The organism is Actinoplanes sichuanensis (assembly GCF_033097365.1).
GTDB lineage: Bacteria > Actinomycetota > Actinomycetes > Mycobacteriales > Micromonosporaceae > Actinoplanes > Actinoplanes sichuanensis.
In genome coordinates this window covers 6,023,021-6,047,531 of sequence record NZ_AP028461.1, presented here as the reverse complement: position 1 = coordinate 6,047,531, position 24,511 = coordinate 6,023,021, and the positions used below count along the sequence as shown (strand labels likewise).

Annotated in this window: 30 protein-coding genes; 8 read left to right on the top strand and 22 right to left on the bottom strand. The window is 68.3% G+C overall.

The window, feature by feature from the left end; genetic code table 11:
* Positions 1-15: 15 nt before the first annotated feature.
* From Q0Z83_RS27950 to Q0Z83_RS27930, 5 genes are all read right to left on the bottom strand, one after another.
* A complete protein-coding gene (locus Q0Z83_RS27950; RefSeq protein WP_317796982.1) occupies positions 16-804 on the bottom strand; it encodes an SDR family NAD(P)-dependent oxidoreductase in 789 nt (262 codons plus the stop codon).
* Positions 805-950: 146 nt separating this feature from the next.
* Positions 951-1,262, bottom strand: coding sequence for a hypothetical protein (locus tag Q0Z83_RS27945; RefSeq protein ID WP_317796981.1), 312 nt, complete (start codon positions 1,260-1,262; stop codon positions 951-953).
* A gap of 52 nt (positions 1,263-1,314) precedes the next feature.
* Entirely contained in the window at positions 1,315-2,112 is a 798-nt protein-coding gene (locus Q0Z83_RS27940; protein WP_317796980.1) for a hypothetical protein, read from the bottom strand.
* Positions 2,113-2,124: 12 nt separating this feature from the next.
* A complete protein-coding gene (locus Q0Z83_RS27935; RefSeq protein ID WP_317796979.1) occupies positions 2,125-2,499 on the bottom strand; it encodes a hypothetical protein in 375 nt (124 codons plus the stop codon).
* Positions 2,496-2,690, bottom strand: coding sequence for a hypothetical protein (locus Q0Z83_RS27930; protein WP_317796978.1), 195 nt, complete (start codon positions 2,688-2,690; stop codon positions 2,496-2,498). Before Q0Z83_RS27930 ends, Q0Z83_RS27935 begins: the two co-directional genes overlap by 4 nt.
* A gap of 117 nt (positions 2,691-2,807) precedes the next feature.
* Between Q0Z83_RS27930 and Q0Z83_RS27925 the strand changes: the two genes are divergently transcribed.
* A complete protein-coding gene (locus Q0Z83_RS27925; RefSeq protein WP_317789516.1) occupies positions 2,808-4,019 on the top strand; it encodes an ISAs1 family transposase in 1,212 nt (403 codons plus the stop codon).
* On the opposite strand, the gene Q0Z83_RS27920 is transcribed toward Q0Z83_RS27925, so the two are convergent.
* From Q0Z83_RS27920 to def, 5 genes are all read right to left on the bottom strand, one after another.
* A complete protein-coding gene (locus tag Q0Z83_RS27920) occupies positions 4,001-6,760 on the bottom strand; it encodes a caspase family protein (RefSeq protein ID WP_317796977.1) in 2,760 nt (919 codons plus the stop codon). The genes Q0Z83_RS27925 and Q0Z83_RS27920 overlap by 19 nt on opposite strands.
* Positions 6,750-7,517 (bottom strand): alpha/beta fold hydrolase, encoded by a 768-nt coding sequence (locus Q0Z83_RS27915; protein ID WP_317796976.1) that lies wholly within the window; start codon positions 7,515-7,517, stop codon positions 6,750-6,752. The genes Q0Z83_RS27920 and Q0Z83_RS27915 overlap by 11 nt, the downstream gene beginning before the upstream one ends.
* Positions 7,518-7,551: 34 nt before the next feature.
* Positions 7,552-8,367 (bottom strand): class I SAM-dependent methyltransferase, encoded by an 816-nt coding sequence (locus tag Q0Z83_RS27910; protein ID WP_317796975.1) that lies wholly within the window; start codon positions 8,365-8,367, stop codon positions 7,552-7,554.
* Between the two features lie 112 nt (positions 8,368-8,479).
* Positions 8,480-9,691, bottom strand: a complete 1,212-nt coding sequence (locus Q0Z83_RS27905; RefSeq protein ID WP_317796974.1) for a cupin domain-containing protein — start codon at positions 9,689-9,691, stop codon at positions 8,480-8,482.
* Between the two features lie 375 nt (positions 9,692-10,066).
* Entirely contained in the window at positions 10,067-10,834 is a 768-nt protein-coding gene (gene def / locus Q0Z83_RS27900) for a peptide deformylase (protein ID WP_378079220.1), read from the bottom strand.
* A 205-nt stretch (positions 10,835-11,039) separates the two neighbouring features.
* On the opposite strand from def, the gene Q0Z83_RS27895 reads away from it, so the two are divergent.
* Positions 11,040-11,519, top strand: a complete 480-nt coding sequence (locus tag Q0Z83_RS27895) for a MarR family winged helix-turn-helix transcriptional regulator (protein ID WP_317796973.1) — start codon at positions 11,040-11,042, stop codon at positions 11,517-11,519.
* Positions 11,512-11,886 carry a hypothetical protein gene (locus Q0Z83_RS27890; protein ID WP_317796972.1) on the top strand — a complete coding sequence of 125 codons (375 nt, stop codon included), beginning with the start codon at positions 11,512-11,514 and terminating at the stop codon, positions 11,884-11,886. The genes Q0Z83_RS27895 and Q0Z83_RS27890 overlap by 8 nt, the downstream gene beginning before the upstream one ends.
* A gap of 38 nt (positions 11,887-11,924) precedes the next feature.
* Here the strand turns inward: Q0Z83_RS27890 and Q0Z83_RS27885 are convergent, their stop codons facing one another.
* Genes Q0Z83_RS27885 through Q0Z83_RS27870 form a run of 4 tightly spaced genes read right to left on the bottom strand, consistent with a single transcriptional unit; the run spans position 11,925 to position 13,892 of the window.
* The gene (locus Q0Z83_RS27885) at positions 11,925-12,365 is read right to left on the bottom strand and encodes an SRPBCC family protein (RefSeq protein WP_317796971.1); all 441 of its coding nucleotides are present in this window, start codon (positions 12,363-12,365) and stop codon (positions 11,925-11,927) included.
* 1 nt (position 12,366) lies between these two features.
* The gene (locus tag Q0Z83_RS27880) at positions 12,367-12,849 is read right to left on the bottom strand and encodes an SRPBCC family protein (RefSeq protein WP_317796970.1); all 483 of its coding nucleotides are present in this window, start codon (positions 12,847-12,849) and stop codon (positions 12,367-12,369) included.
* Positions 12,846-13,187, bottom strand: coding sequence for an ArsR/SmtB family transcription factor (locus tag Q0Z83_RS27875; protein ID WP_317796969.1), 342 nt, complete (start codon positions 13,185-13,187; stop codon positions 12,846-12,848). The genes Q0Z83_RS27880 and Q0Z83_RS27875 overlap by 4 nt, the downstream gene beginning before the upstream one ends.
* 48 nt (positions 13,188-13,235) lie before the next feature.
* On the bottom strand, positions 13,236-13,892 hold the full coding sequence (locus Q0Z83_RS27870) for an ArsR/SmtB family transcription factor (protein WP_317796968.1): 657 nt from the start codon (positions 13,890-13,892) through the stop codon (positions 13,236-13,238).
* 76 nt (positions 13,893-13,968) lie between these two features.
* Between Q0Z83_RS27870 and Q0Z83_RS27865 the strand changes: the two genes are divergently transcribed.
* The 3 genes from Q0Z83_RS27865 to Q0Z83_RS27855 are packed head-to-tail and all read left to right on the top strand — an operon-like array spanning position 13,969 to position 17,794.
* A complete protein-coding gene (locus Q0Z83_RS27865) occupies positions 13,969-15,306 on the top strand; it encodes an MBL fold metallo-hydrolase (RefSeq protein ID WP_317796967.1) in 1,338 nt (445 codons plus the stop codon).
* Positions 15,303-16,565, top strand: coding sequence for an MFS transporter (locus tag Q0Z83_RS27860; RefSeq protein ID WP_317796966.1), 1,263 nt, complete (start codon positions 15,303-15,305; stop codon positions 16,563-16,565). The genes Q0Z83_RS27865 and Q0Z83_RS27860 overlap by 4 nt, the downstream gene beginning before the upstream one ends.
* Positions 16,562-17,794: an MFS transporter gene (locus Q0Z83_RS27855; RefSeq protein ID WP_317796965.1), complete on the top strand. Its 1,233-nt coding sequence runs from the start codon at positions 16,562-16,564 to the stop codon at positions 17,792-17,794. Before Q0Z83_RS27860 ends, Q0Z83_RS27855 begins: the two co-directional genes overlap by 4 nt.
* 314 nt (positions 17,795-18,108) lie before the next feature.
* Here Q0Z83_RS27855 and Q0Z83_RS27850 read toward each other — a convergent pair whose 3' ends face one another.
* A complete protein-coding gene (locus Q0Z83_RS27850; protein WP_317796964.1) occupies positions 18,109-18,726 on the bottom strand; it encodes a methyltransferase family protein in 618 nt (205 codons plus the stop codon).
* Between the two features lie 48 nt (positions 18,727-18,774).
* Here Q0Z83_RS27850 and Q0Z83_RS27845 point away from each other — a divergent pair, with 48 nt between their 5' ends.
* Positions 18,775-19,119, top strand: coding sequence for an ArsR/SmtB family transcription factor (locus Q0Z83_RS27845; protein WP_317796963.1), 345 nt, complete (start codon positions 18,775-18,777; stop codon positions 19,117-19,119).
* Positions 19,119-19,862 (top strand): cation transporter, encoded by a 744-nt coding sequence (locus Q0Z83_RS27840; RefSeq protein ID WP_317796962.1) that lies wholly within the window; start codon positions 19,119-19,121, stop codon positions 19,860-19,862. Before Q0Z83_RS27845 ends, Q0Z83_RS27840 begins: the two co-directional genes overlap by 1 nt.
* 80 nt (positions 19,863-19,942) lie before the next feature.
* Here the strand turns inward: Q0Z83_RS27840 and Q0Z83_RS27835 are convergent, their stop codons facing one another.
* The 7 genes from Q0Z83_RS27835 to Q0Z83_RS27805 all read right to left on the bottom strand — a co-directional run bounded on the left by Q0Z83_RS27835 (position 19,943) and on the right by Q0Z83_RS27805 (position 24,492).
* The gene (locus Q0Z83_RS27835; protein WP_317796961.1) at positions 19,943-20,167 is read right to left on the bottom strand and encodes an LLM class flavin-dependent oxidoreductase; all 225 of its coding nucleotides are present in this window, start codon (positions 20,165-20,167) and stop codon (positions 19,943-19,945) included.
* Positions 20,168-20,260: 93 nt separating this feature from the next.
* Positions 20,261-20,884 carry a hypothetical protein gene (locus Q0Z83_RS27830; protein WP_317796960.1) on the bottom strand — a complete coding sequence of 208 codons (624 nt, stop codon included), beginning with the start codon at positions 20,882-20,884 and terminating at the stop codon, positions 20,261-20,263.
* A gap of 25 nt (positions 20,885-20,909) precedes the next feature.
* Complete coding sequence (locus Q0Z83_RS27825) at positions 20,910-22,256, bottom strand: WXG100 family type VII secretion target (protein ID WP_317796959.1); 1,347 nt, start codon at positions 22,254-22,256, stop codon at positions 20,910-20,912.
* The gene (locus Q0Z83_RS27820) at positions 22,256-22,534 is read right to left on the bottom strand and encodes a hypothetical protein (protein ID WP_317796958.1); all 279 of its coding nucleotides are present in this window, start codon (positions 22,532-22,534) and stop codon (positions 22,256-22,258) included. Before Q0Z83_RS27820 ends, Q0Z83_RS27825 begins: the two co-directional genes overlap by 1 nt.
* On the bottom strand, positions 22,534-22,878 hold the full coding sequence (locus Q0Z83_RS27815; protein WP_317796957.1) for an SAV_915 family protein: 345 nt from the start codon (positions 22,876-22,878) through the stop codon (positions 22,534-22,536). The genes Q0Z83_RS27820 and Q0Z83_RS27815 overlap by 1 nt, the downstream gene beginning before the upstream one ends.
* Positions 22,879-23,096: 218 nt before the next feature.
* Positions 23,097-23,867, bottom strand: a complete 771-nt coding sequence (locus Q0Z83_RS27810; RefSeq protein WP_317796956.1) for an LLM class F420-dependent oxidoreductase — start codon at positions 23,865-23,867, stop codon at positions 23,097-23,099.
* Between the two features lie 40 nt (positions 23,868-23,907).
* On the bottom strand, positions 23,908-24,492 hold the full coding sequence (locus tag Q0Z83_RS27805; protein WP_317796955.1) for a mycothiol-dependent nitroreductase Rv2466c family protein: 585 nt from the start codon (positions 24,490-24,492) through the stop codon (positions 23,908-23,910).
* Positions 24,493-24,511 lie beyond the last annotated feature (19 nt).

Genomic DNA, 24,511 nt, shown 5'->3' with positions numbered 1-24,511 from the left:
CCCGCTCCAGATGACCTATGCCGAGGCGATCCGGCTCCGGGCCTCCGGGTCGGGCCCGTTGGCGGAGCGGCCGCCGTCGACCGGCAGGATCACGCCGTTGACGAACCCGGCGGCTTCGGACAGTAGGAACGCCACCGCGCCGGCCACCTCGGCCGCGGTGCCGGGACGGCCCAGCGGGTGCAGCGCGGCCATCTGGGCGTCCACTCCGGGGTGCGCCAGCCGGTATGCCTCGGAGCGCGCCGTCGTGATCGAACCGAGCGCCACCGCGTTGGCACGGATCCCGTCCGGCCCGTGATCGACGGCGACCGCCCTGGTCAGGCCTTCGATCGCGGCTTTGGCGGTGGCGTAGGGCAGGGCACCGCGGACCGGGCGCTGCGCCTGATGCGAGGAGACGTTGACGATCGCGCCCGGCCGACCGTGACGCCGGAAATGATTCACGGCGGTGTGACAGCCGGTCACCGCCAGGGCCAGGTTGGCGGTGATCAACTCCAGGATCCGGCCCGGGCCGGCGCCGATCAGGTCGGCATCGTCGAAGATCGCGGCGTTGTTGACCCACCCGGCGAGCGGCCCGGCGGCCTCGGCGGTCATCGCGGCCCGCTGGGCCACCTCCGGGTCCGCGGCGCTTCCGGAGATCAAGACCATGCGATGGTACGGCCACCGCCGGCCGTCCTCATGCGGCCCGGGAGCGTCGCCCTGTTCCGGATCCACGATGTCGACGATCACGACAGTCCCCTCCATCGCGAGCCGTTCCGCGATGGTGCGGCCCACACCCCGGGCGCCTCCGGTGACCACGAACGAATGCATGGCCCCATTCTGCCCGGAGTTCGCATTCCGCCCGGCGGTCGCGTTTCGGCCTTGCCCCGCACGGATGTCGCGGGGACAGGCCCGGTTGGTGTGGTTCGGCGAAGGGCTGCCCACGGCGTACCAGAACAGGGGTTTGAACGGCCGTTTCAGCCGAGAAAGGGCCCGTCGTCATCCGACTGCGGTCGGCGATCGAGGTGCGCCTGAAGCGATTCGATACGGTCGTCCAGACAGTCGGCGCAGGATGACGGCTCAGGCTCGACATTCACCAGCAAAGCACCGGCACCGGCGGTGAAAGTAGCCCCACCCACGGCGAATACGTTGCGCCCGACGCTGTGCAGACGTCCCGTGACGATGATGTCCTGATGGCTGGCGGGCCTCCACACAACGGTGACCTGCTTGCCGAGATGTGCGATGAACCAATGTGGGCAGGCACATCCCGGTATGAAGCAGAGAGCCACGCACCCACCCTACCGCCGGATCGGCGTCGATCATTTTCGCTACGAGGCTCATTCAGCAGGAACCGTTGAGCACCGTCACGACGACCTGGGTTGTCGGTACCTGGCGCAGAACGTCGTGCGAGCGATCGAACAGATAGGTGGTACCGCCGTCGGTGTCGCCCAGCAGGAAAAGGCAGTCGCCGAGCAGACCCGGCGGGGGCGGGACGGTTCCGACGAACGTCACCTTCACCCTGTCGATCGTCAGCAGGGGGAGTCCGATTCCGAGATCGATGTCCTGCGAATGCCCCTGTCGGACACCGTCGGAAACCGCGGCCGCGCCCACCCAGGGAAGGACCAGAACGGCCAGGATCAGCACGGAGAGGCTGGTTCGTCGCAGGAGCCGTCGGAACCCTCCGCCGAGGGTCGGCCGCCGCATGATCAGGCCGGGAGAGGCCGTGGCGAGGACGATCACCACGACGGTGGAAAGGCCCGCGAGGAGAATCGACGCGAGTGACAGCCGATCGATTGTCAGCAGGCTCAGCACGGTGCCCGCCGTCGCCGCGACGCCGACCAGGAGCACGAGGTCAGCGGCCCTGGAGCGGAGGCCGCTCTCCCGGGCGAAGGCAAAGCCGAAAAGGAGTATGACGACCGCGATGGCGAGCATCAGTACGGCGATCGCGCGTTCCACGATCCACAGGAAGTCGAGGCCCAGTTGGGCCGGATCGATTCCGAAATCCTGGTACAGGACGTTGAGGAAACACCATCCGACGAAGTAGACCGGTAGCGCCAGCAGGATCAGCGCCTGCGCCAGATTGGCGGCGAGTTCCAGTGCCTGATGCTTGTCGTCGACGGCTTGGCGCAGGAGGTTCAAGGAGAGAGCTCCTCAGTCGTCGGAGCCGAGGTGGATCTCGCGGACCCAGGTCGAGAGGTCGGCCTCGGACGAGTTCGGGAAGACCTCGATCGCTCGTCCGGCCAGTGTCACCCGGATGACGGTGCCGTTGGCCCGGCACAGCGACCGGATCCACAGCAGAAGGACGTAGATGCCGTTGCTGGTGGCCGCGGCCACCAGCAACGTCGCCACCACGGACCGCGGACGGTCGCCCGCGGGCGCCGCCTCGTCCTCCGGGATGATCTCCAGCTGGTGCGCCGGCGAACCGGTGACCAGAAGCCGGAGGTCTTCCAGGGTCCCGACGCCGATCCGGCGCGGGTCGTGATCTTCGTCGATCTCTATCCGGGCCAGGTTTCGGACGTTCGTCATGAGCGGATACTAGCCGCGAAATCGTCCGATATCTCTTTGGCCATGACCCGCCTCTCCGGCGGGCAGAGGGAGGCCAGCATGGCGAGATCCTCGGCGACGAGAATCAGCGCGAAATCGTTGTCGGCGCTCCTCGCGATCGATTTGGCGCGCTCCAGCAGGCAGGGCGATTGCGTAGTCTGATGGTAAGGCATTGAGCTGCGGATTCGCGGTGTGAGTGGCCTCTGTAGAGGCATAAGAAGCGGGTGAGGCCGCATCGGTGATCATGGAGTTGCGACGCTTCACGACTCCGAGGAAGACCCCACCCGCCGATGGCATCATCTCTCATCACGGCACTGACCGTCACGACACCCCACACCACCGCCGCACCGGTCCCGGTCACCGCCGGTGAACGCAACGGCCTGCTGGAAGCGTTGGCGAAGATTCCGGACCCGCGTGACCCGCGCGGAATCCGTTACCCGCTGTCCGCAGTCCTGGCTGTCGCGGTCTGCGCGGTCATGGCCGGTGCGTCCTCGTTCGCGGCGATCACCGACTGGCTCCATGACCTCGAAGGACATGCCCGGACCAGTCTCGGTTTCGGTGACGCCGTGCCGGTCGGCACGACGATGTGGCGATTGTTGATCCGTCTCGATCCGACCCTGCTGGCCACCGTTCTCGCCGGCTGGCTGCATACCCGCGCCCAGCGGCCGGGATCGCCGTCGCGCAGGTATCGCCGGGTGATCGCCCTGGACGGCAAGACGCTGCGCGGCGCCCGTCTGGGCGACGGCCGCCAGGTGCATCTGTTATCTGCTCTGGATACCTCCACCGGGCTGGTGATTGCCCAGGTCACGGTGGACACGAAGTCGAACGAGATCACGTCTTTCGTGCCGCTGCTCGACGCCGTCGAGACCGTGCTCGGCACCCTGGCCGGGGTGCTGTTCATCGCCGATGCCCTGCACACCCAGACCGGACACGCTGACGAGGTCACCGCCCGCAACGCACACCTGCTCGTCCAGGTGAAGGGCAACCAGCCGACCCTGTTCAAACAGCTCAAACGGCTTCCCTGGGCGCAGATACCGGTCGGTGACCGAACCCGCGACCGTGGTCACGGCCGCCGTGAGACCCGCACCGTCAAAGCCGTCACCGTCGCCACACCCGGCGGCATCGCCTTTCCACACGCGCAGCAGGCCGTCCGGATCACCCGAACCCGCATCATCGCAGGCCGGACCAGCCGCGAGACCGCCTACCTGACGGTATCGCTGCCCGCCGGCCACGCCACGGCCCGCGATCTGCAGACCTGGATCCGCCGGCACTGGCACATCGAAAACAAGATCCATCATGTCCGCGACGTCACGTTCCGTGAAGATCTGCACCAGGCCCGGACCGGCACCGGACCGGCTGTCATCGCGACCCTGCGTAACACCGCGATCGGCTGGCACCGGATCACCGGCGCCACCAACATCGCCCGCGCCACCCGCCAAGCAAACCGCCGATCACACGACCTAATTATCGCTGTGACCAGCAGCTACCCGAGAACGCAATGACCCTGCTCCAGCAGGGGGCGGGCGGTATTCGCGTCGCCGTCCATGATCGCGATCATGGCTTCGTTCGAATTCGTGTAGATGTCGTATTCGAGGTTGTCGGACGTGATCTGCCGGAGATTCTCCACCAGGACGCGGGCCTCCTGGGTGCGCCCCCGCAGGGTCGCGATGCGAGCCAAGGTGTTCCACAGCTGCATCTGATGTGTCGGCCCCATGCTGTCGTCGATCAAGGAGTCGATCAAGTCGAGCGTTTCCGCGAGCTCGGGTGACCAGGGGCCCCGCCGCCTCAAGTGGATCTCGGCGACGGACCGCAACATCTCCACGCGCTGGGACGGGCCGCACACGTCGGCCGCGATACTCAGTGCCCGGGCGAGCTGAGCCTCCGCCGACGAGTAATCGCCGTTTCGCCAGCTGACCTCACCGTAGTTGCCCCAGGCGCCCGCCGCGCCGGCGTCGTCGCCCACCTGGGTGAGCACCGCGGCTCCGGCCCGGTAGAGCGTGCGGACCCGCGGCAGATCGAGTCCGCGCTGTCCCAGGCTGCTCGCCAGCATCACCTGGCCCCAGGCCCGGGTCCGGCTGTCGGCGGTCTCCGAGTCGCTGACCGTACCGAGATGCTCGTCCGCGAGATCCCACCGGCCCCAGAACCAGTAGGCGATGCCCAGGTTCAGATATGCCTTGTGCCGGAACTCGTCGTTCAAGTCGTCCTGGCCCAGCATCTGGTTCGAGATCTCGATGGAGGTGGCATAGTCGCCGTACCACCAGAGTTGCTCGCTCTCCAGCAGCCTCAGCATCGCCGCCTCGTCCGGGCTCATCCCGGTCTCGGCCGCCTTGAGATGGTCGATCAACGACGCCGCGACGTCCAGTTTCGCCGACCGTACGAACAGGTCGGCCAGCAGGAGCGCGGTACGCACCCACAGGCCGCCCGGGCCTCGGTCCTCCTGGCCGGCCGCCGCGACGACGAAGCGGTGGAGCCGCTCCAGCAGGGTCCACGAGCGCGCCCGGTACAACTGGCCGGCCGCGGCGGGCAGCACCTCGAACACCTCGGGAACCTCGAGTGCGGGTGCGAGTGACTCGGCCAGTGCGTGGCTGGGCAGACTCAGGCTCGGGGTGGCCTGGAACTGTGCGACCCAATACCTGGTCGCCGCCATCGCCTCGGCCGGGCTCGCCGGTGACGACATCCGCTCGATGACGATGTCGTGACAGGCGTACGAGTCCATGGTGCGTTGCAGCAGCCCGGTTTTGATGAGCGACCGCACGTCGGCGGGCGCCACCGCGACCGCGCTGCAGAAGATGTCGAGATCGATGAAGCCACGAGTCACGGTGGCCAGCCGCAGGACGCCCATCTCGTCGGGCGTGAGCCGGCTGAACAACCGTTCCTCGAAATTCGCGTTCTCGGTGGTGAGGAGCGCCCGCAACTTGAGCGGGTTGCCTTCCGATTCATGTCGTAACAGCTGGCGTTGCACGTTCGACAGATTCGCGGTGCCGAAACGGCTGACGAACTCTCCGACCTCCTCTTCCTCGAGGGGACCGAGGTGGAGGATCTTGACCGAAACCGGATTCTCCGGAGGATGCCGGGCGACCATCACGGCGGGAATGCCCGAGGAGACCACCAGCGCCGTCAGGAGGGCCCGGTCATCTGGTAGGGCCCGATCCAGGTGGTCGAGGACCAGCGTGTGCGGTTTCTTGGACTCCGCCAGAATGCGCAGGGTGCCACGAAGCCCGTCGAGGGCCACCCGGCCGGACGGGAAGAGGTCCGGCGAATTCTCGGCGATGCTCGTGGCTATTCGGTGCCAGATCACCTCCCGGCCCATGGTTCGCATCTCGGGCTTGGGTGGCACGGAGACCTTGATGGTGTCCGGCAGGTCGAGCTGCCGCAGTAGCAGTGACTTACCGCTGCCCGACTCGCCCCACAGCCAGACCGCGGACCCGGCGGCCAGTGCCCGCTTCAGGTCGGCCAACCGCCGCGGTCGGGGAACGTTGTCGGGGTCACGATCGACGTGCATCACGGTGGTCCCTCCCGCCAGTCCTGACATCGGGCGAACCGAGGCATCACCATGGAGCAACGCGCTTGGCCGCGCAGTCCGCTCATCACTTGCTGTCGCACCTGTGAGTCTCGACGCTAGTGTGGCGCAATCGAGTGCCGGAGACTGCCGCAGAAGCGACAAAACAAACTCGCTGAACCTACCACCGGCTCCGGCGGCCCGAGACTCGTACGCGGTTGCTCCCGGAGCTGCGAAAACACAGAGTGACGTACGGCTGGCGACCGCGGCCATCTGCTGGAGTTCGGCGGCACGCATCGCCTGACCGGCGCTACCGACCATGCATGCGTCAAGGAACACGAAGGATGATTCCGGCGTGACCCGGGAGACAGCGGACGCCAGGTCGTCGAGTGACAGGCCGGTCCCGATCGGGTCCCGGGCGTCACAGTCCGCGGTCACCAGGACGGAGACGTCGCCGACCCCACGCTCGGGCACGAGCAGGCCATGACCGCTGAAGTGCACGAAGAGATTCAGGGGTCCCCGGGTGGCGGTGAGCGGCCAGATCCTGAGCGCCTTCAGGAAGTTCTGGCGAGTCGCGTCCATGCCGATGAGGACGAGCAGGTTGGAACTCGGCACCCCCACCTGGAGCATGAGGTCGCGCAGGCTGTTCGCGTCGACCTCGGCGCCGGGCAGATCCCGGAACTGGCTGTCGGTGTACCGGGAGGCACCGACAGCCAGGACGAGAGTCGTCGGCTCAGTCTGCATTCGGGCTTCCATCGGCGATCGGCAACAGGCGCCTCATCGCGGCCGCGAACGCCTCCGGTTGCTCGGTGAACGGGAAGTGTCCGGCGTCCGGGATCAGGATCTGGTTGCCGTCCTTGACCAGCTCCTGTGTCCCGGACGGCTGCATGTAGTCGTCGGTGCCGTAGATCAGGCTGACCGGCACGTCGTCCGCGAAGGCCAGATCACCACGCTCGTCGTACCCCTCGATCGACCTGGTCAGCTGCATGTCGATGAACGGGTTGTATCGGTCGATCTTCAGCGTCAGGCGGTCGCGGACCGCCGGGGACAGATAGAACTGCCCGATGAGCCCCATGATCGTCCGCCCGGCGTCCTCGGTGCCGACCTGTTCGAGGGCGCCGACCTCGTCCGCGACAGCCGGCTCGACCCGGGCGACGAAACGCCCCACGGACTCGTTCAGCTGATCCCAGGTGAGCGGCAGAGAGCTGATCAGTGTCAGCGTGGCGACCTGCTGCCGCAACCTCTTCACGGCCTGGATCGCGAGGTACGTGCCCCACGAATGCGCCACCAGATGGATCGGGCGGTCCGGGCCGGAGGGAAGACCCGCCACGATGGCGACCAGTTCGTCGACCGACTCGGCCGCCGATTTGACGCTCGCCGGATCGTCGCCGACGCGGGGCTTCTGGTCGTAGAAGAAGAGCTCGAAATGGTCGCCCAGCCAGTCCAGCGGACCCCTCATGTAGGAGGAGTCCATTCCCGGCCCGCCATGGACGAACACCATGATGGGTCGCTGCGGCGACTGTGGAGCGGTTGCGTTATCCATTTCGGGCGTCCATGCCATTCTTGATCTGGGCCTGATCCCGTTGGCCGGGAATCCTTGAAGCCGTGCGACGGTTGATGAATCGGTGAATCCGGAATCCGTACTGAATGTGAGCGGTCGGGTCCAGCGCCCATTCGTACACTTCTCGGTACAGGGGCTCGGGCAGCGGCGTCCCGTAGATCATCTCCGCATTCAGAAGCATGAGGTGGTGCATTTTCTCGATCGGCCATTCCGGGCGCGACGAGACTACTACGGAATGAGATCCGACGAGTTCGTGGCCGGTCCGTTCCCAGCTCTCGATCGTCAGGGCCTCGGAGTCCCGTTGACCACCGAGTGAGGCGATGCGACCCGGATTCAACGCCAGGACGTCGGTGAACCGGGCCAGCGGGGGGCTGATCTCGAACAGTTCGTCGTCCGGATTGACGACCACCGTCATCGAGGAATTCTCCGAAGCCCATCGAGCGATCGCCGGAATGTCGCGTACGTACATGAGCATCAATCGAAGCAGCAGGACGTCGGTCCGGAAACCGGTGGGCAGGTCGTCCAGGGTGCCCTGCAGCACCCGCAGATTGGCGGCGCCGCCGCCGGCCGCGCGCCCGAACAGGCCCGGATCCGGCTCCAATCCGACGAAATTCTTTTCTTTGTAGCGCTCGGCGAGCAATCGCGTATAGGCGGAGTTTCCGCAACCGAGATCGAGAACGGACTCGGCGGCGAGCCAGGCGTCACTTCCTATCGCGGACTGCTCGAGGTCGAAAGAGGCGTCGGCTTGCAAGCGAAGCAGATCGTCGTAGACGTCGAGGTCTGACCGCACACCTGTCTCCAGAGCTTGTCCGATCGGCGAGTCACCACAGTGGTGCCCGGATCTTCCCATCCTACCGACGCCGGGCGCAAGAACGACACTCTGCACCGTGCCGACCCCGCCTCTAATGTGAAGTGATCCGGCCTCGTTCCAAACTGATCAGGCCGAGTATCGTCAAATCGCTCAACAGTTCCTCGATGGCGTTCCCCGGCATCGTCGCGGAACATTTGGCCGACAATTCGCGGAAGCTGATGCTCTCCTCGGTGAAGAGGATTTCGAGGACGGCACGGGCCTCGGTCCTGATCGACAACTCGTGGCCGGCACCGTAAAGCTTGATCTGCTCCCCATCGAATTCGATCCGGGCGCGTGGAGCAACGAGGCGGACGATGCTGTCGTCGTCGAGATGGAGGCGGCCGTCGCCGCCCAGCGAGGCGAGAGACAGCGCCCCGCGCCCAGGGTCACGTCCGTTGCGCATCAGAAGGAACCGCTGCAGAAGATCACTGCCGCTCAATTCCTCCTGGACCGCCTCCCGCACGGTGGCCAGGTACTGTGCGGTCTCGGCGGGGGAGCCCCAGCGCGGGATGTTGACCCGCATCGCGGCCCGGGCGCCCACCTCCCGCACCACCGCGGCCAGCAAGTCGACACCGGTGGCGGGCCGGATGCCGATGGTGAGATGCAGCGAGGGCACCCCGACGCTCGCCACCAGATGCCACCAGCCGCGGGGTACGTGCAGAGACTCACCCGCCCGCAGGGTGAGCGCCATGGCCGGCTCCGTGCCGGCGGCGGGTGGCGGCGGTTGCTGCTCGGCGGTCGGGGCCTCGAGTGTCGGCGAGTGGATCTCCCACTTCTTCTCACCCGCCACCTGCAGCACGATGACCTCGTGGTCGTCCCAGTGCAGTCCGAGGCCGGGCTCGGTGCCCCACGAGCAGTAGACGTTGATCTCCACGTGTTCCTGCAGCTCGCGTTCCAGATCGGCGGCGAGGCGGCGCAGGGGCGGGGACAGCTCGTCCGCGGAGTCGACCACGAGAGTGGCGCCGTCGGACAGCTCGGCCATCACGGCTCCGGACAGCAGCCGCGTGTAGCCGACGCCCTCGTGGCTCACCCGCTCCACGGCTATGGCCCCCTCGTCGGCGGCCGCGCCGTTCTTGGTCACCCGAACCCGGGGGTGGTGCACCTGCGAATACTGCAGCATGCGTTCCATCTCGGCCCAGTCGAACAGGTCGGCGAAGCCGGCGGTCGGCCCGGAGAACACCGCGGGCCGCCTGCCGAAGATCTCCCGCACGAAACGTTCCGCCTCGGCGGACGAGCCGACGATCTTGCCCAGACTCTCCAGCATCCGACCCTCCCTGGTCTGCTCTGCAGAGTGCTTCACGCATCGATGACGTCCGACGTAGGTGAGTCGTCGAGTCTAGTACGGCAATCGACTATGGAGAGTCGGGTGTAGGCACCGCGAAGTCCGCTCCAGTGAAGGCTGTCACTGTCATGCTCTGCGGTCTATAGTGCAGCTATGGGTAACGTAGTGTGTGCTGACCAGTGGCGTAGTGCCAGCTCGGTCAAGTCTGCATCACCGGTCCGCCCCGAGCGCCAGGAGCCCGCGACGACGCGATCGGCGCTCCTCGTCTCGGCTCGGGCGATCAAGTAACGGCCGTATGCCAGCTGTCGCGTGAGGTGTCGAGGACACCTCACGCGCGGTCAGCCGGCATGGGGCCGGTCAGAGGCCGAACGGGCTGCTGCTCTTGCCGAGAGACGGCTTGGACGGGGCGGCGGCGCGGATGGCGCGCAGGGCACGGCGACGCTCGTCACCGGCCAGCCGATCGATGTAAACGGTCCCGTTCAGGTGGTCGAGCTCGTGCTGCAGGCATCGGGCGAAGTAACCCTTGCCGGAGACCGAAACCTGATTGCCGTGGAGGTCCACCCCGCTGAGGGTGGTCGATGACGCCCGGACGGTGTCGAAATAGTGACCCGGCACGGACAGGCAGCCCTCCGGCTCGGTGACATCCTCGCCCTCGTTGATGACGAGCTCGGGATTGATGAGATATCCCTTGTTGTCGGCACCCTCGCCATCGGGGCAGTCGTAGACGAACAAACGCAGTCCGACGCCGATCTGGTTGGCGGCGAGGCCCACGCCCCGTGCCTTGTACATGATGTCGAACATCTCGTCGACGAGTTTGCTCAGACGCTTGTCGAATTCGTCGACGGCCTTGCAGGGAGTGCGGAGCACCGGATCGCCAAGAATGCGGATCGCACTTTTGTCACGTAGCACCGCGTTGAATCCCATCTGCCAGATAGCCTGTGTCACGTCGAGTAAATCGACACCGGTACGGACACGGTGCGATGATACTGCATCTCGGATTGGCGCCGCGCCGGTCAGGGGCTTGCCGGGATGAAGCCCGCGGCCTCTGGTCGGGTGGTCGAAATGGAACCCGATCGCCTGGTGTGCCGGTAGTGCATTGGCGCCGGCTCCGACGACGATGCCCACCGGACCACCGGTCGCCGCACCGGTTCCGGCGGCGGTGAGGGCGCTCCCGAGTTCGCAGGAGCGGTCCCGGTTCGTCCTGCTGCCACATCCGGTCACGTGACAATCCGCGCGCCTCGGGGCTTGTCGCAAGGTTCCTACGATGACGGGTGGCGACCCGGCCGGCATTTGGTTGCATCGTCGAACCATTTAGTTGTACGGTCGAACCATGTCGGAGGATCAACTCGAGCAGGCCCTGGTCCTTCAGGGGAAGATCACCGCGTTCGTTCGTGCGTTCGGTCTGCACCAGCCGGATCGCACCCCGTGCGGGACACCGGTGCCGACGTCCGAGGCGCATGCGGTTGGCGAGCTGGATCGAGATGGGCCGCTGACCCAGAGCGCACTCGGTGAGCGGTTGCGGCTGGAGAAGAGCACGGTCAGTCGCCTCGTCTCGCAGTTGACCGGCCGGGGCTGGGTGCAGCGGGCCGAGCGTGGTGGTGACGGGCGGCTGGTGTGGCTGGAGCTGACTCCGGACGGTCGCCGCGCTGCCGGTGAACTGGCTGTCGCCCGTGCGGCCCGGTTCGCCGAACTGCTGCGCGGCATTCCGGCGGAGCAGCGCCCGGCGGTCATCGATGCGTTGACGACGCTGGTCGACGCCGCCGGCCGTCAGCAGGCCACGGCCGACGTGAGCGGTCCGGCGCGTGGCTGAGACGCCAGACGTGCCCGCGAGGCGATGGAGCGTCGGCGCGGTGCTCGGGGCCGCGATGGGCCTGATCCCGCATCTCCTGCACCACGCCGGTCTGTTCGCGGGCACGGCTCTGGTGGCCGGTCTCGGCGGCACCGTGCTCTTCGGCGTGCTCGGACTGGCCGTGATGGCGCCGATGCTGCTGCGACTGCGCCGCCGGTTCGGTTCCTGGTCGGCGCCCGGCGCCGCGGTGCTGCTGTTCGGGGCCATGTTCGCCGTGTCGGCGCTGTTGATCGGTCCCATGCTGCGTGGCGGCGGGACGGGCTCAGCGCCGCAGCCCGGCCCGTCCCACTCCGTTCCGGCCGGGGAGCACGGCCGTCAGCATGGTTGAGTCGGGCCCGGATCCTGATCGTCGCCGGATCCCTTAGCTCATCCGTTTTCGACGTGCTGTTTCAGTTTGGCCAGGTTGGCGGGCATCTCCTTGCGGGCTTCCCGGCGTACCAGCAGCGGGACGAGCAGTCTGCCGATGCCGTGGCCCTCGAAGTCGACGGCGATGGTCAGCCGTGACCGATGCGGGCCGAGGGGCTCGACGGTGACGTCGACGGTGGCCCGGATGGGTCCGTCGATGCCACGGACGCCCCAGGCGGTCGGTGGGTTGAAGTGCGAGATCTCGGAAGTGCTTGTTCGGTCGGCTCCGCCGATGCGCCGGGTGGTGCGGCAGATCGCACCCGGCCCGGGGTCATCGGGGGACTCCAGGTGGCCGTCGACGACGCCGGATTGCCATTCGTGGAAGCGGGTCGGGTCGGTGGCGTAAGTGAACACGTCCGGCGCGGGACGGTCGATGTCGGTAGTGACCGTGATCGGCGGCATCTCAACGGTCCCGGGCGAACAGAGCGGCGTAACGGGCCAGATAGAGGGGCCATCCCTGGTCGTGGGCGACGCCGTCGCGGACGGATTCCCAGCCGGGGCCGTGCCGGTCGAGGTGGCGGTGCACGAGTTCGACGCGGGTGCGGGCCGGGGTCTCGGCGATGAATCGAACCTCGACCTCGCTGGTGTTGCCGGGGTCGGTCTCGACCTGCCACTGCGGGCTGATGTCCCAGCTGAACACGACCCGGTCCGGGGGTTCGTAGGCGAGGATCCGTGCCCACCGGCATTCGCTGCCATCGGTGCCGCGGTCGTAGATGTGGCCGCCGACCTTCGGCTCGAACACGGACTCGGCGATCGGCGTACCGAGAAGGTTGTGTTCTGGCGGTTTGAAGTCGCCGAATCGGTCGGTGAAGACCGTGAAGGCGCGCTCGAGGGGTGCCTCGATGACGATCTGCCGTCGCACTTCCACGGCTGTTGTCTCGGTCATGTCCTCTCCTTGCCTGATGGGCCGTCCGTGTTCGGTTGTTCGGCGAGATCGCGGTAGCCGCTGAGCGCGCGGTTCCAGAAGGTGTCGAGTTGATCGCGCAGCGCGGCGACGCCTGCCGGGTTGAGCCGGTACACCCGCCGGGTGCCGGCCGCCTCGTCGGTGACCAGGCCGGCGTCTTTGAGCACCTTCAGATGTTGCGACACGGCAGGTCGGCTGATCGGCAGTTCGTCGGCGAGTTCACCGACGGCGCGGGGCCGCTCGGCCAGGCGCGTGACGATGGAGCGCCGGGACGGGTCGGCGAGTAGCTCCCAGCCGTCCTCGGCTTGGTAAGTTGCCACGAACGGTAAGTTACGACTTACGGATGGGTGCGTCAAGCAGGGTGACGGTTACACGGCGATGGGCAGTTGGTCGCGGCGCCATTCGAGCATCCCGTCGGCGAGCCGGACGGCCGGGTGGCCATGGTCGATCAGCAGTCGGACCGCCTCGTGGGAGAGCACGCAGTAGGCGCCCCGGCAGTAGGCGACCACCTCGACGTCGGCGGGCAGTTCGGTGATCCGTGCGGCGAGCTGGTCCAGGGGGATGGAGATCGCGCCGGGGATGTGCCCGGCGGCGTATTCCTCGGCCGGGCGGACGTCGACGGCGATCACGTCACCGGCGGCCAGGCGGCGACGCAGCTCGTCGCGGTCGACGGCCTCGGTGTCGGCGGGGCCCAGGTAGGCGTCACGGGCGGCGGCCGCCTCGGCGTTGCGGGTGGCCGCGACATCGCGGAGCAGTGCGTAGAGGGCGGCGACGTCGGGCCCGGCCAGTCGGTAATGGATCTTCGTGCCGTCCCGGCGGGTGGCGACGAGGCCGGCCTGGCGCAGCGTCTGCAAGTGCGCCGAGCAGGTGGTCAGCCCGAGGCCGGCTACGGCGGCGAGGTGCTCGACGCTGCGCTCGCCCTGGGCCAGCAGGTCGAGCAGTTCCAAACGTTTGCCGCTGCCGAGCGCCTTGCCGACCCGGGCGAGAGCGTCGAACAGTGCGGCCTTGTCACTGTGGTCACCCATCTTGCGCTTCCTCCAAAGTTTCATGGAATAGTGTAGAAGTTCGCGAGGAGGGTCGCCACACAGGAGAAGGAGTGTCATGCACCTGGTGCCACTGATCGACGAAGGACTGGGCAACAGTGCCTACCTGCTCGACGTCGGCGACGGCAGGGCCCTGGCCGTGGACGCCCCGCGAGACCTGCGAGCGGTGCGAGCCGCAGCCGAGCGGCGCGAGCTGACCATTGCGTGGGCGGCCGACACCCACCTGCACGCCGACTTCCTGTCCGGCGCGGTGCAACTGGCGGCCACCGACGGCGCGCAGATCCTCGCCTCGGCAGCCGGAATGCGCGCGTTCGACCACCGCGGCCTCGGTGATGGCGACGAGATCGACCTCGGCGGCCTCACCCTGCGGGTCCTCGCGACTCCCGGGCACACCGACGAGCACCTGTCGTTCCTGCTGCTCGACGGCACCGTCCCGGTGGGAGTGTTCACCGGCGGGTCGTTGATCGTCGGCTCGGCCGCACGCACCGACCTGCTCGGCGACGACCGAGCCATGGAACTCGCACATGCCCAGTACGCTTCCCTGCGCCGGCTCACCGAACTGCCCGACCACACCCGGGTGTGGCCTACCCACGGGGCCGGCTCTTTCTGTTCGGCGCCGCCCGGCACGGCACGCGCCTCCACCATCGGCGCGGAGAAGACCGGCAATCCGCTGTTGAACGCGCGTGACGCCGACACCTTCGCCCGGCACCTGCTCGACTCGCTGGGAACCTATCCGGCCTATTTCCGATGGCTGGCCGAAGTCAACCGGCAAGGCCCGGCGATTGTCAGCGGACCGCCGGTCCTGCCCGCCCTCGCCGCTGACCAGGTGAAACGGCTGCTGGCAGACGGTGCGATCGCCGTCGACGTCCGCCCGGTCGCCGACGTCGTGACCGGCCACATCGCCGGTGCGGTCGCGATTCCGCTGCGGGCCCAGTTCGCGACGTGGCTCGGCTGGCTCGTCGACCGCGACGCTCCCGTGATCATCGTCCGTAACGCCGACCAGGACCCCGCCGACATCCTGTGGCCGGCCCTGAACATCGGCGTCGAGCACATCATCGGCGAACTCGACGGCGGCATGACCGCCTGGACCGGCCCGGTCTCCACCACCCGCCTCGTCACCCCGGACCGCGTCGACGGCCCGGTCCTCGACATCCGCCAAGCCGGCGAGTACGCGGCCGGGCACCTGCCCGCCGCAACCCACCTCGAACTCGGCGACCTGCCCACCGACCCCGCCGCCGCGGCCGGCATCGAGATCGTGATGTGTGGGCATGGCGAACGCGCCATGACCGCCGTCACCCTGCTCGAACGCGCCGGTCACCACGACCTCGGCGTGCTCGTCGGCGGACCGGCCGACTGGGCCGCCGCCACCGGCAACCCGCTGCGGGAGAGCCGGTGACCGCTCCGGTGGTGAACGGCCCGCGGCTCGGCCTGGCCGTCAACGCCGCCCAGTTCACCCTGCTCGTGGTGGTGAACGCTTTGGTCGGCGGTGTCCTCGGCTCCGAGCGCACCGTGCTCACCCCACTCGCCGAGCAGGAGTTCCACCTCGACGGCTACACCGCCGCGCTCACCTACATCCTGGCGTTCGGCATCACCAAAGCCGCCACCAACTTCTTCGCCGGTACGCTGTCCGACCGTTACGGCCGCAAACCCGTCCTGCTGGCCGGCTGGCTCGCCGCCCTCCCCGTACCCGCGATGTTGATCTGGGCTCCCGGTTGGGGCTGGATCGTCGCCGCGAACGTGCTGCTCGGCATCAACCAGGGCCTGTCCTGGTCCACCACCGTCATCATGAAGATCGACCTGGCCGGGCCGGCCCGCCGTGGACTCGCCATGGGCCTGAACGAAGCCGCGGGCTATCTCGCCGTCGCCGCCACCGCGATGGCCACCGGGTCACTGGCCGCGCAGCACGGGCTCCGTCCCGCACCGTTCCTGCTCACCGCCGCGTACGTCGTACTCGGCCTCGGTCTGTCCTTGATCTTCGTCCGGGAGACCCGCGAGCACGCCCGTCGCGAAGCCGCCACCCACGCCACCGCCGACAGCGGCCTGTCGACGCGGCAGGTGTTCGCCCTGACGAGCTGGCGCGAACCGGCTCTCTCCTCGGCCAGCCAGGCTGGGATGGTCAACAACCTCAACGACGGTCTCGCCTGGGGGCTCTTCCCGGTCCTCTTCGCCGCTGCCGGGCTGTCGCTGACCCAGATCGGTGTGCTCGCCGCCCTCTACCCGGCCGTCTGGGGGCTCGGGCAGCTCGTCACCGGACCGGCCTCCGACCGGTACGGGCGCAAACCGTTCATCGTCACCGGCATGCTCGCCCAAGCTGTGGCCCTCACGGGTTTCGCCGTTGCCGACACGTTCGTCATGTGGGCACTGTCGGCGGTGCTGCTCGGCGCGGGCACCGCGGCCGTCTATCCGACCCTGCTGGCATCGATCTCCGACGTCGCCCACCCCGGCTGGCGGGCCCGCGCCGTCGGCGTCTACCGGCTGTGGCGCGACGGCGGATTCGCTGCCGGAGCCCTGCTCGCCGGGATCGTCGCCGACCTGGCCGGCATCCGTGCCGCCGTATGGACCGTCGCCGCCCTCACCGCCGCATCCGGCCTGTTCGCCTGGGCCCGTATGTACGAGACCCACCCCCGCGACAGCAAGGAACACACCTCCGCATGACAACCACCGTCGACCAGCAGACCGTCCAGCGGCGTACGCTCGCCGTCGTCATGGCGTCCCAGATCTTCAGCGGCGCCGGGCTGGCCGCCGGCATCACCGTCGGCGCGCTGCTCGCCGAGGACATGCTGGACACCACCAGCCTCGCCGGTCTGCCGTCCGCGCTGTTCACCGGCGGTTCGGCCGCTACCGCCGTCCTCGTCGGCCGACTGTCGCACCGGCTCGGCCGTCGTACCGGTCTGGCCGCCGGGTATGCCGCGGGAGCGATCGGCGGCGCCGGTGTGGTCCTGGCCGCCGTTCTCGACAACCTCCCACTGCTCCTGGTGTCCCTGCTCGTGTACGGCGCGGGCACGGCCACCAATCTGCAGGCCAGGTACGCCGGTACCGATCTCGCCGCCCCCGACCGGCGCGGCCGGGCGGTCAGCACGATCCTGGTCGCCACCACCCTCGGCGCCGTCGCCGGGCCCAACCTCGTCGCCCCCATCGGCGCCCTCGCCCAGCAATGGGGCATCCCCGCGCTGGCCGGGCCGTTCGCGCTGGCCACCGTCGCCTACGGCATCGCTGGAATCGTTCTGTTCCTGCTGCTGCGCCCGGACCCGCTGCTGTTCTCCCGTACGGTCCCGGTCTCGTCCGGTGCTGCCGCGGCCACCGGGTCCGGCCGTCGTTTCGCCGGCAGTGTGACCGCCGGAGCGGTCACCATGGTCCTCACCCAGATCGTCATGGTCGCCGTCATGACCATGACCCCGGTCCACATGCACGCCCACGGTCACGACCTGCACGCCACCGGCCTGGTCATCGCCGTCCACATCGGCGCCATGTACCTGCCGTCCCCGATCACCGGCATCCTCGTCGACCGCCTCGGCCGCATCCCCGTCGCCGTCGCCTCCGGCAGCACGCTGCTGGCCGCGGGCATCGTGGCCGCCACCGCACCGGACGACTCGGTGGTCCTGCTCACCGTCGCGCTCGCCCTGCTCGGCCTCGGCTGGAACCTCGGTCTCGTCGCCGGCACCGCCATGATCACCGACAACGCACCCGCCGACACCCGCGCCAGGACCCAGGGCGCCGTCGACGTCTGCGTCGCTCTCGCCGGAGCCGGAGGTGGCATCGCCAGCGGGATGATCATGGCCGCCACCAGCTACGCGACCCTCTCCATCATCGGCGGCGCGCTGGCTCTCGCGGTGATCCCCTTCGTGGCGTTCGGCGGACGGACAAGAGCAGGAACGCTTACCTGACCCCGGCCCGATGGCCCTACATCACGCCCGCCGCCACCCACGGCGTTCTCGTGCTGACCGCCCCAGCGGCGACATCGCCCGCACCGCGCCCTCGGCATGCTCGCCGCCGGCCCGGCGGTCTGCTTCGTCCACGGTGTAGCCCTTCCGAAGGGGCGCGGAGGAGCATCCCGGGGCACCGTGAGGCCGAGCGGTGGCCTCGCGCCGTTTCGAGGGGGCCGGGAGGCATCACCGGCCGGCCTCCGGACCGTGGAGGCCGATCGCACCGAAGCGGGCGTGGTGGACCGTCGGCACGCGGTCAAGCCGGGGTGACCGTGTCAGGCCGGGTGGGTGGTGGCCCGGCCGAAGCGGGGCAGGAAGCGGCCGGTGCGCCGGTGATACTCGGTGCAGGCGGCGCCGTGCATGGCCTGTAGGTAGGGTTCCTCAACCACGCGGACCTGGAGCTCGATGCCGGCGATCACGGCGGCGAGGACCGGCAGCTGCGCCCAGGTGGGGGTCATGGCGGTGACCCCGGCGGTGGCGGTGATCATGGCGGTGAAGACGGGGTTGCGGACCAGGCCGAAGATGCCGCCGGTGACCAGAGTGGTCCGCTCCGCGGCGTCGACGCCGATCCGCCACGAGGCGCCCATGGCCTGCTGGGCGGCAAGGACGCCGAGGAATCCGGCGGCCGCGATGATCAGGCCGGTGAGCTGGGTGCCGGTGTGGGTCAGGGCCGGGATGGGGTCGATGACGCCGACGGCGTCCAGCAGTGGTGCGGCGAGTCCGCCGACCAGGCCGGCGGCCATCAGGATCTGAGCCCACCAGGCCGCGGTGCCGGCCGGTGGGCGGGTGGGGCGGTGGCCGGTGTCGCCAGTGCGGCGCCGGTGCAGCCAGGTCCGTAGCCCGAAGGCGGTGAGGACGCCGGTCAGGTAGAGGGCGAACGCGAGCCAGGCCATGACGATGCTCCTTCGAAAGGGGTTCGGCCGGCGACAGTACAGCATTCGATGTACTGTCGAGGGGTGGAGATGCTGACTCACGGTGCGGTGCTGGCCCGGTTCGGGCATGCCCTGTCGGATGCGACCCGGGCCCGATTGCTGTTGGCGTTGCGGGACGGCCCCGGCTATCCCGGCCAGCTGGCCGAGCTGCTGGGCACGACCAGGCAGAACCTGTCGAATCATCTGACCTGTCTGCGCGGCTGCGGTCTGGTGGTCGCCGTCCCGGAGGGCCGCCGCGTCCGCTACGAGCTGGCCGACCCGCGGCTCGCGCACGCCCTGGGTGATCTGCTCGGAGTGGTCCTGGCCGTCGATCCGGAGGCGTGCCCGGGCTCGGCGGAGAAGGGCTGCTGCTGATGGGCGGGCCGTTGATCCAGATCGGTCTGACCGGTCCGTCGCCGGAGCGCCGCAGCGTGCTGAACCGCCGGGTGCGGCTGCTGGTGGCCGCGACGATCACCTACAACGTGATCGAGGCGGTCGTCGCGATCACCGCGGGGACGATGGCGTCCTCGACGGCGCTGATCGGGTTCGGGCTGGACTCGGTGATCGAGGTGTCCTCGGCCGCCGCGGTGGCGTGGCAGTTCGCCGGCCGTGACCCCGAGGCCCGGGAGAAGGTCGCGCTGCGGATCATCGCGGTGTCCTTCTTCGCCCTCGCCGCCTACGTGAGCATGGAATCGGTGCGGGCGCTGATCGGCGGCGCCGAGGCCGAGCACTCCTCGATCGGCCTGGTGCTGGCGGCGTTGTCGCTGGCGATCATGCCGGGGCTGTCGTACGCGCAGCGCCGCGCCGGCCGCGAACTGGGCTCCCGGTCGGCGGTCGCGGACTCGAAGCAGACGCTGCTGTGTACCTATCTGTCGGCGGTGTTGTTGGTGGGCCTCGCGGTCAACAGCCTGTTCGGCTGGTCCTGGGCCGACCCGATCGCCGCGCTGGTGATCGCCGCGGTCGCGGTGAAAGAGGGCCGTGAGGCATGGCGCGGCGACGCCTGCTGCGCCGTCCCGATCACCGGAGCCGTCACGCCGCAGCCGATGGCCGCCGGGGGAGCGGACGACGCGTGTGGATGCCGGCCGGGCTGCACCTGTTGCTCCGCGGAGCAGTCCTGACCGGTCGTGCTGGTGCGGCTGCGCCGGGTAGGTCCGGGGCTCGACGGAATCGTCGCCCGGACGTCGATTTCAGCGGCAGGCTACGGCGCGGGTGACGGTATGTTGGGGCTGGCAGCCGAACAACGAACAAAAGGTGCGTCACGCTCGAACCAGCCGGAGCCGATACCGAGGATCAGGCGGCCTTCGGAGATGTGGTCGACCGTGCGGGCCATGTCGGCGAGCAGTTCCGGATTGCGGTAACCGGTGCAGGCGACGAGAGCGCCGATCGCCACCCGGGACGTCGACTCGGCCCAGGCGGCGGGCATCGTTCAGCACTCGAAGTGCAGACCGTCGGGTTCGCCGGAAAGCGGATAGAAGTCACACGACGGCTTCCATGATTCGGAAATCTGTCGACCAGACTAACGAGGGGAATGGAGAAGGGGTCTCTGGTTCGGATGGTCGAAATAGAACCTGATCGCCTGGTATGCCGGTACCGCATTGGCGCCGAGCCATGAGGTACGGGCGACCAGGAACGGGAGGAGTCCTCCCTCGAAGGCATGCAGACGCCCGGTGTGGTGGCGTATGCGGGTGCCGTCCATGGGCAGCGCCTTGACGGTGATCCACGGGTTGGGACCCTCGCGGGCCTGGACGTCGACGACCGCGTCCCAGGGGACGAAATGTTCGAGGACCAGGGAGCGATGGTAGATCCCGGAAGGGGTCAGCACGATGATGCCCGGAGCGAGGCGTAACAGGGTGAGGAGGAACCAGCCGACGAAGACGGCGAAACCTCCGGAGACGGCCGCCAGCACCCAGCCGGTAACACTGCCGCCGGCGGCCGCCGCGACGGCAAACCCTCCGGCGAGCAGCACGACAAGCGCCAACGTCACCGTGAGCAAGTAGTAGGGCACCCGGGAATACGGGAAGGCCAACCCGCTCTCGCCCCGATCGTCGAGGCCGGTCCCGGGAGGCTCGGTCGCCGGCCCAGGGCGACGCAGACCCGTGATGCCGATGGCGGTGACATGGCCGACGAGGATGGCGGCCAAGCCGAATCCGATGGATTCTAGGACGTCACCGGTAACCGCGGCAGCCACCGAGACGACCGCGATGAGGCCGCTGATCAGAGCGAGAAAGGCCGCTGCCAGTACGCGGCCTACGGAGCGGTGAGGTGCCGGCCATCCGGTAGGTGGGGCGGATTCCAGCGGCATTCGCGTGTACGCCTTCGTGAGTCGGATCAAAAGATGCTGTTCCAGAATTTCTTCGCATTGTCGGCGACGGCCTCCCCGGCGTCACCGAGTGCCTCGCCGGCGTTGCCGACCCCGTTTCCGATCGTACGGAAACCGTCCTCGATCGCCTTTGTGTGCCTTCCGGGAGGCGATCATATGCGGCGTCAAGCGCTCCGCTGGTCGCCATTCCGACGATGATGCCGGCGCCGGCCCCGACGACGGTGCCCACCGGTCCGCCGATCGCCGTGCCGATCAGCGCGCCGGTCCCGGCGGCGGCGAGGGCGCCTCCGACGCCGCTGACAACGGCCTTGCCGACAGGTTTGCCGGTGTGGATGTCGTAGCCGATGTCTGCTGCGGTGATCACCAGTCCGGCGATCGGAATCCGCGCACCGATCTTCGAGCCCGCCCGGGCGGCCTTCCGCTCGAACTCGTCCGCTTCCAGGAACTTCTTCCAGGAAAGATCGTTGAGCGCCTTCGCCTTCGGCGTTCCGCCGCGTTCCCTCATGTACCCCTTGATGGCGGCGTCGGACTCCGCCTTGAGCGCTTCACCGGCCTTCTTCAGTTTGCTGACGTGTTGGGCGGCGAACCCGCCGATGACGCCCTCATTGACGAACCCGGCTGCGACGAGGACCGGCTTCTTCCGGAGGTCTTCCAGTGCGTTGTTCAGTGTGTCCCGGCCGAAGGCTCGGACTTCGTGAGCCCAGTTCGCTTGCGCCTCTGCCTGCGCGTACGTATTGACCTTGGTCATGTGGGCGTTGTAGGCGGTGACCTGCGTGTCGTACATCTGAATCTGATCGGCGGTTGCGCCGGAGGAGGGTGTTGCGGGACGTGGAGGGCCGACACCCGGGTCGAGGATGGTGTCGCCCGCCAGGGCGAGCCCGCCGTCGCGGGCGATGCCTCGTGCGCGTTCCATGCCGATCTGGGCGGTGGTCAGATCGTCGGCGTAGGTGTCGAGCGACCGCGCTACGCGTTCCACATCGGTGCGTAGGCCGTCCGCTTGCCGCCCGCCGGAGTCCATGTTGCCGTGAAAGGCCGGCCCGGCATCGCCGGTCCAGCCGACGGCGGCCTCGTCCCGGACGGCCAGCAGGTCGGTCACCGCCTGGTCGACCGCGGTGGCCAATGAGCTTCGCAGCCACGTCGCTGACGCTCGGATACTGGACGGCTCGCCGGGAATGTGAGTGTCGATCGGCATCAGTACCCCCGGAAGGAGTCCGCCGCCGCCTGGTTGTGGGCTGCATAGGCCCGGCGAGCCGCGTCGGCCTGCTCACCGGCGCCCATCATCCCGATGGCCAGGTTGCCGGCGCTTTCGGTGAGGTGCCCCAACGCCTCACCGATGATTCCGGAGACATCACCGGCCTCCGGCATGCTGGGAGCCGTTCGTCCGGTCTCGTCGAGGGCGTTCGCCGACCGTGCGAGACGTTCGCTGATCGCCTCCAGAGTCAGGAGATCGACGACGAGTTCTTCGGCCATCAGATCGCGTTCCCCGCGTGCCGGAACTGCTTCGGGATGTCCAGATCGAGAAGAATCAGGGCAAAACCAGTGGCGAGACGTATCCGTTCGAGGTCCTCGCTGGCCAATACGGTCCATGGTTGAGCGGGCCCGCAGTGGGCGATCAAGCGGTCCATCGCCGAGTAGACCAGCAGCGCGAGCCGGCCGTCGCGGGTCTGCCGCAGCTCGATCGTCATCTCGCTGTCTCGCTGTTCCGCACCAGCCTGCGTGGGAGTGCAGGGGACATACACGACAGGCGGGAAGACGTGTGCCGGATCGGCTACGCCTCGCAACAACCGCTCGGTGTCCAGTGCCTGGTCCGACATCGAGATGCCTCCTTGCGAAGGTGTCATTCAGCATTGGCGGAGGTCGCTGTGGACTGTCCGTCTGGCTGTACACCCTTGACTCCAACCCGGTTCAACGTGATCAAGGAGGGCCAGGGCTGAGGAGGATGCCGTGATGGAGACGCCCGGGAACGGTCGCGCCGGCTGGGCCGGAACGGGATGTTCCGGCCCAGCCGGCGGGATGAATTCTGCTTCGGTCCCTATGCGTTGAGTTTGTCGCGCCAGGCGAGGAACTCGCGGAGTTCCGTCAGGTCCGGTGTCGGGCCGCCGGTGTGGATCGTGAACAGTCGCGCGCCGAGCTCGTACATCTTGTCGCGGTCCTCGGCCTTGCCCATGACCGAGATCTCGATCTCGGACGGATCGCGGCCGACGTCCTTGCAGTGGTCGCGCAGGATGCCGAGCTTGCGTTCCAGCGTCGCGGTGTCGGAGAAGCTGTGCCAGATGTCGGCGTGTTTGGCGGTGAGGCGCAGTGTCTTCTTCTCGCCTCCGCCGCCGATCAGGACCGGGATGTCGCGGGTCGGCGGCGGATTCAAACGAGCCCAGCGGGACTCGATCCGCGGCAATGAAACAGCCAGGTCGTCGAGGCGGCCGCCGGCGGTGCCGAATTCGTAGCCGTATTCGGTGTAGTCGCGTTCGAACCAGCCGGAACCGATGCCGAGAATGAGGCGGCCAGAGGAGATGTGGTCGACCGTGCGGGCCATGTCGGCGAGCAGTTCCGGATTGCGGTAGCTGTTGCAGGCGACCAGGGCGCCGATCTCGACCCGTGAGGTGGACTCGGCCCAGGCGGCGAGCATCGTCCAGCATTCGAAGTGCAGACCGTCGGGTTCGCCGGAAAGCGGGTAGAAGTGGTCCCAGTTGAACAGCACGTCGAGGCCGAGGTCCTCGGCTTCGGAGGCGGTGCGGCGGATGGTGGCGTAGTCCATGTGTTGCGGCTGCAGTTGCAGCCCGATGCGAACCGGCCTATCGATCATGCGTCCGAGCCTACGTGCCCGCGCCGCCGCACCTCCGCATTCATTCAAACGACAGCGTTCCGGTACGGGTGCGCTTGAGCTCGAAGAAGTCGGGATGGGCGGCCAGCGCCCGTACGCCGTCGAAGATCGCCGCCGCCTGCTCGCCGCGGGGGATGGCGGACAGCACCGGTCCGAAGAACGCCACCCCGTCGATGTGGATGGTCGGTGTGCCGACGTCGGCGCCCTCGTGGTGGATCCGGCGGAGTTCCTCGTCGTATCCGGTGTCGCGGGCGGCCTCGGCGAGTGCCGCCGGGAGTCCCACCTCGGCCAGCGCCGCCACGACCACGGCGTCGAAGTCCTTGTCGCCCTGCGGATGGATCCGGGTGCCGAGTGCGGTGTAGAGGTCTCCGAGCACCTCCTCACCATGGTGCCGAGCGGCGGCGGTGACCACCCGGGCCGGTCCGAGTGACCGGTCGACCAGGTCGCGGTACCACTCCGGCAGCTCGCGGCCCTCGTTGAGCACGAACAGGCTCATCGGCCGGAACCTCAGGTCGATCTGGCGCAGTGTCTGGACCTCGAGGATCCACCGGGAGGTGATCCAGGCGAACGGGCAGGCCGCGTCGAAGTAGAAGTCCACACGTGTCATGCCGACCAGCCTGAGCGCT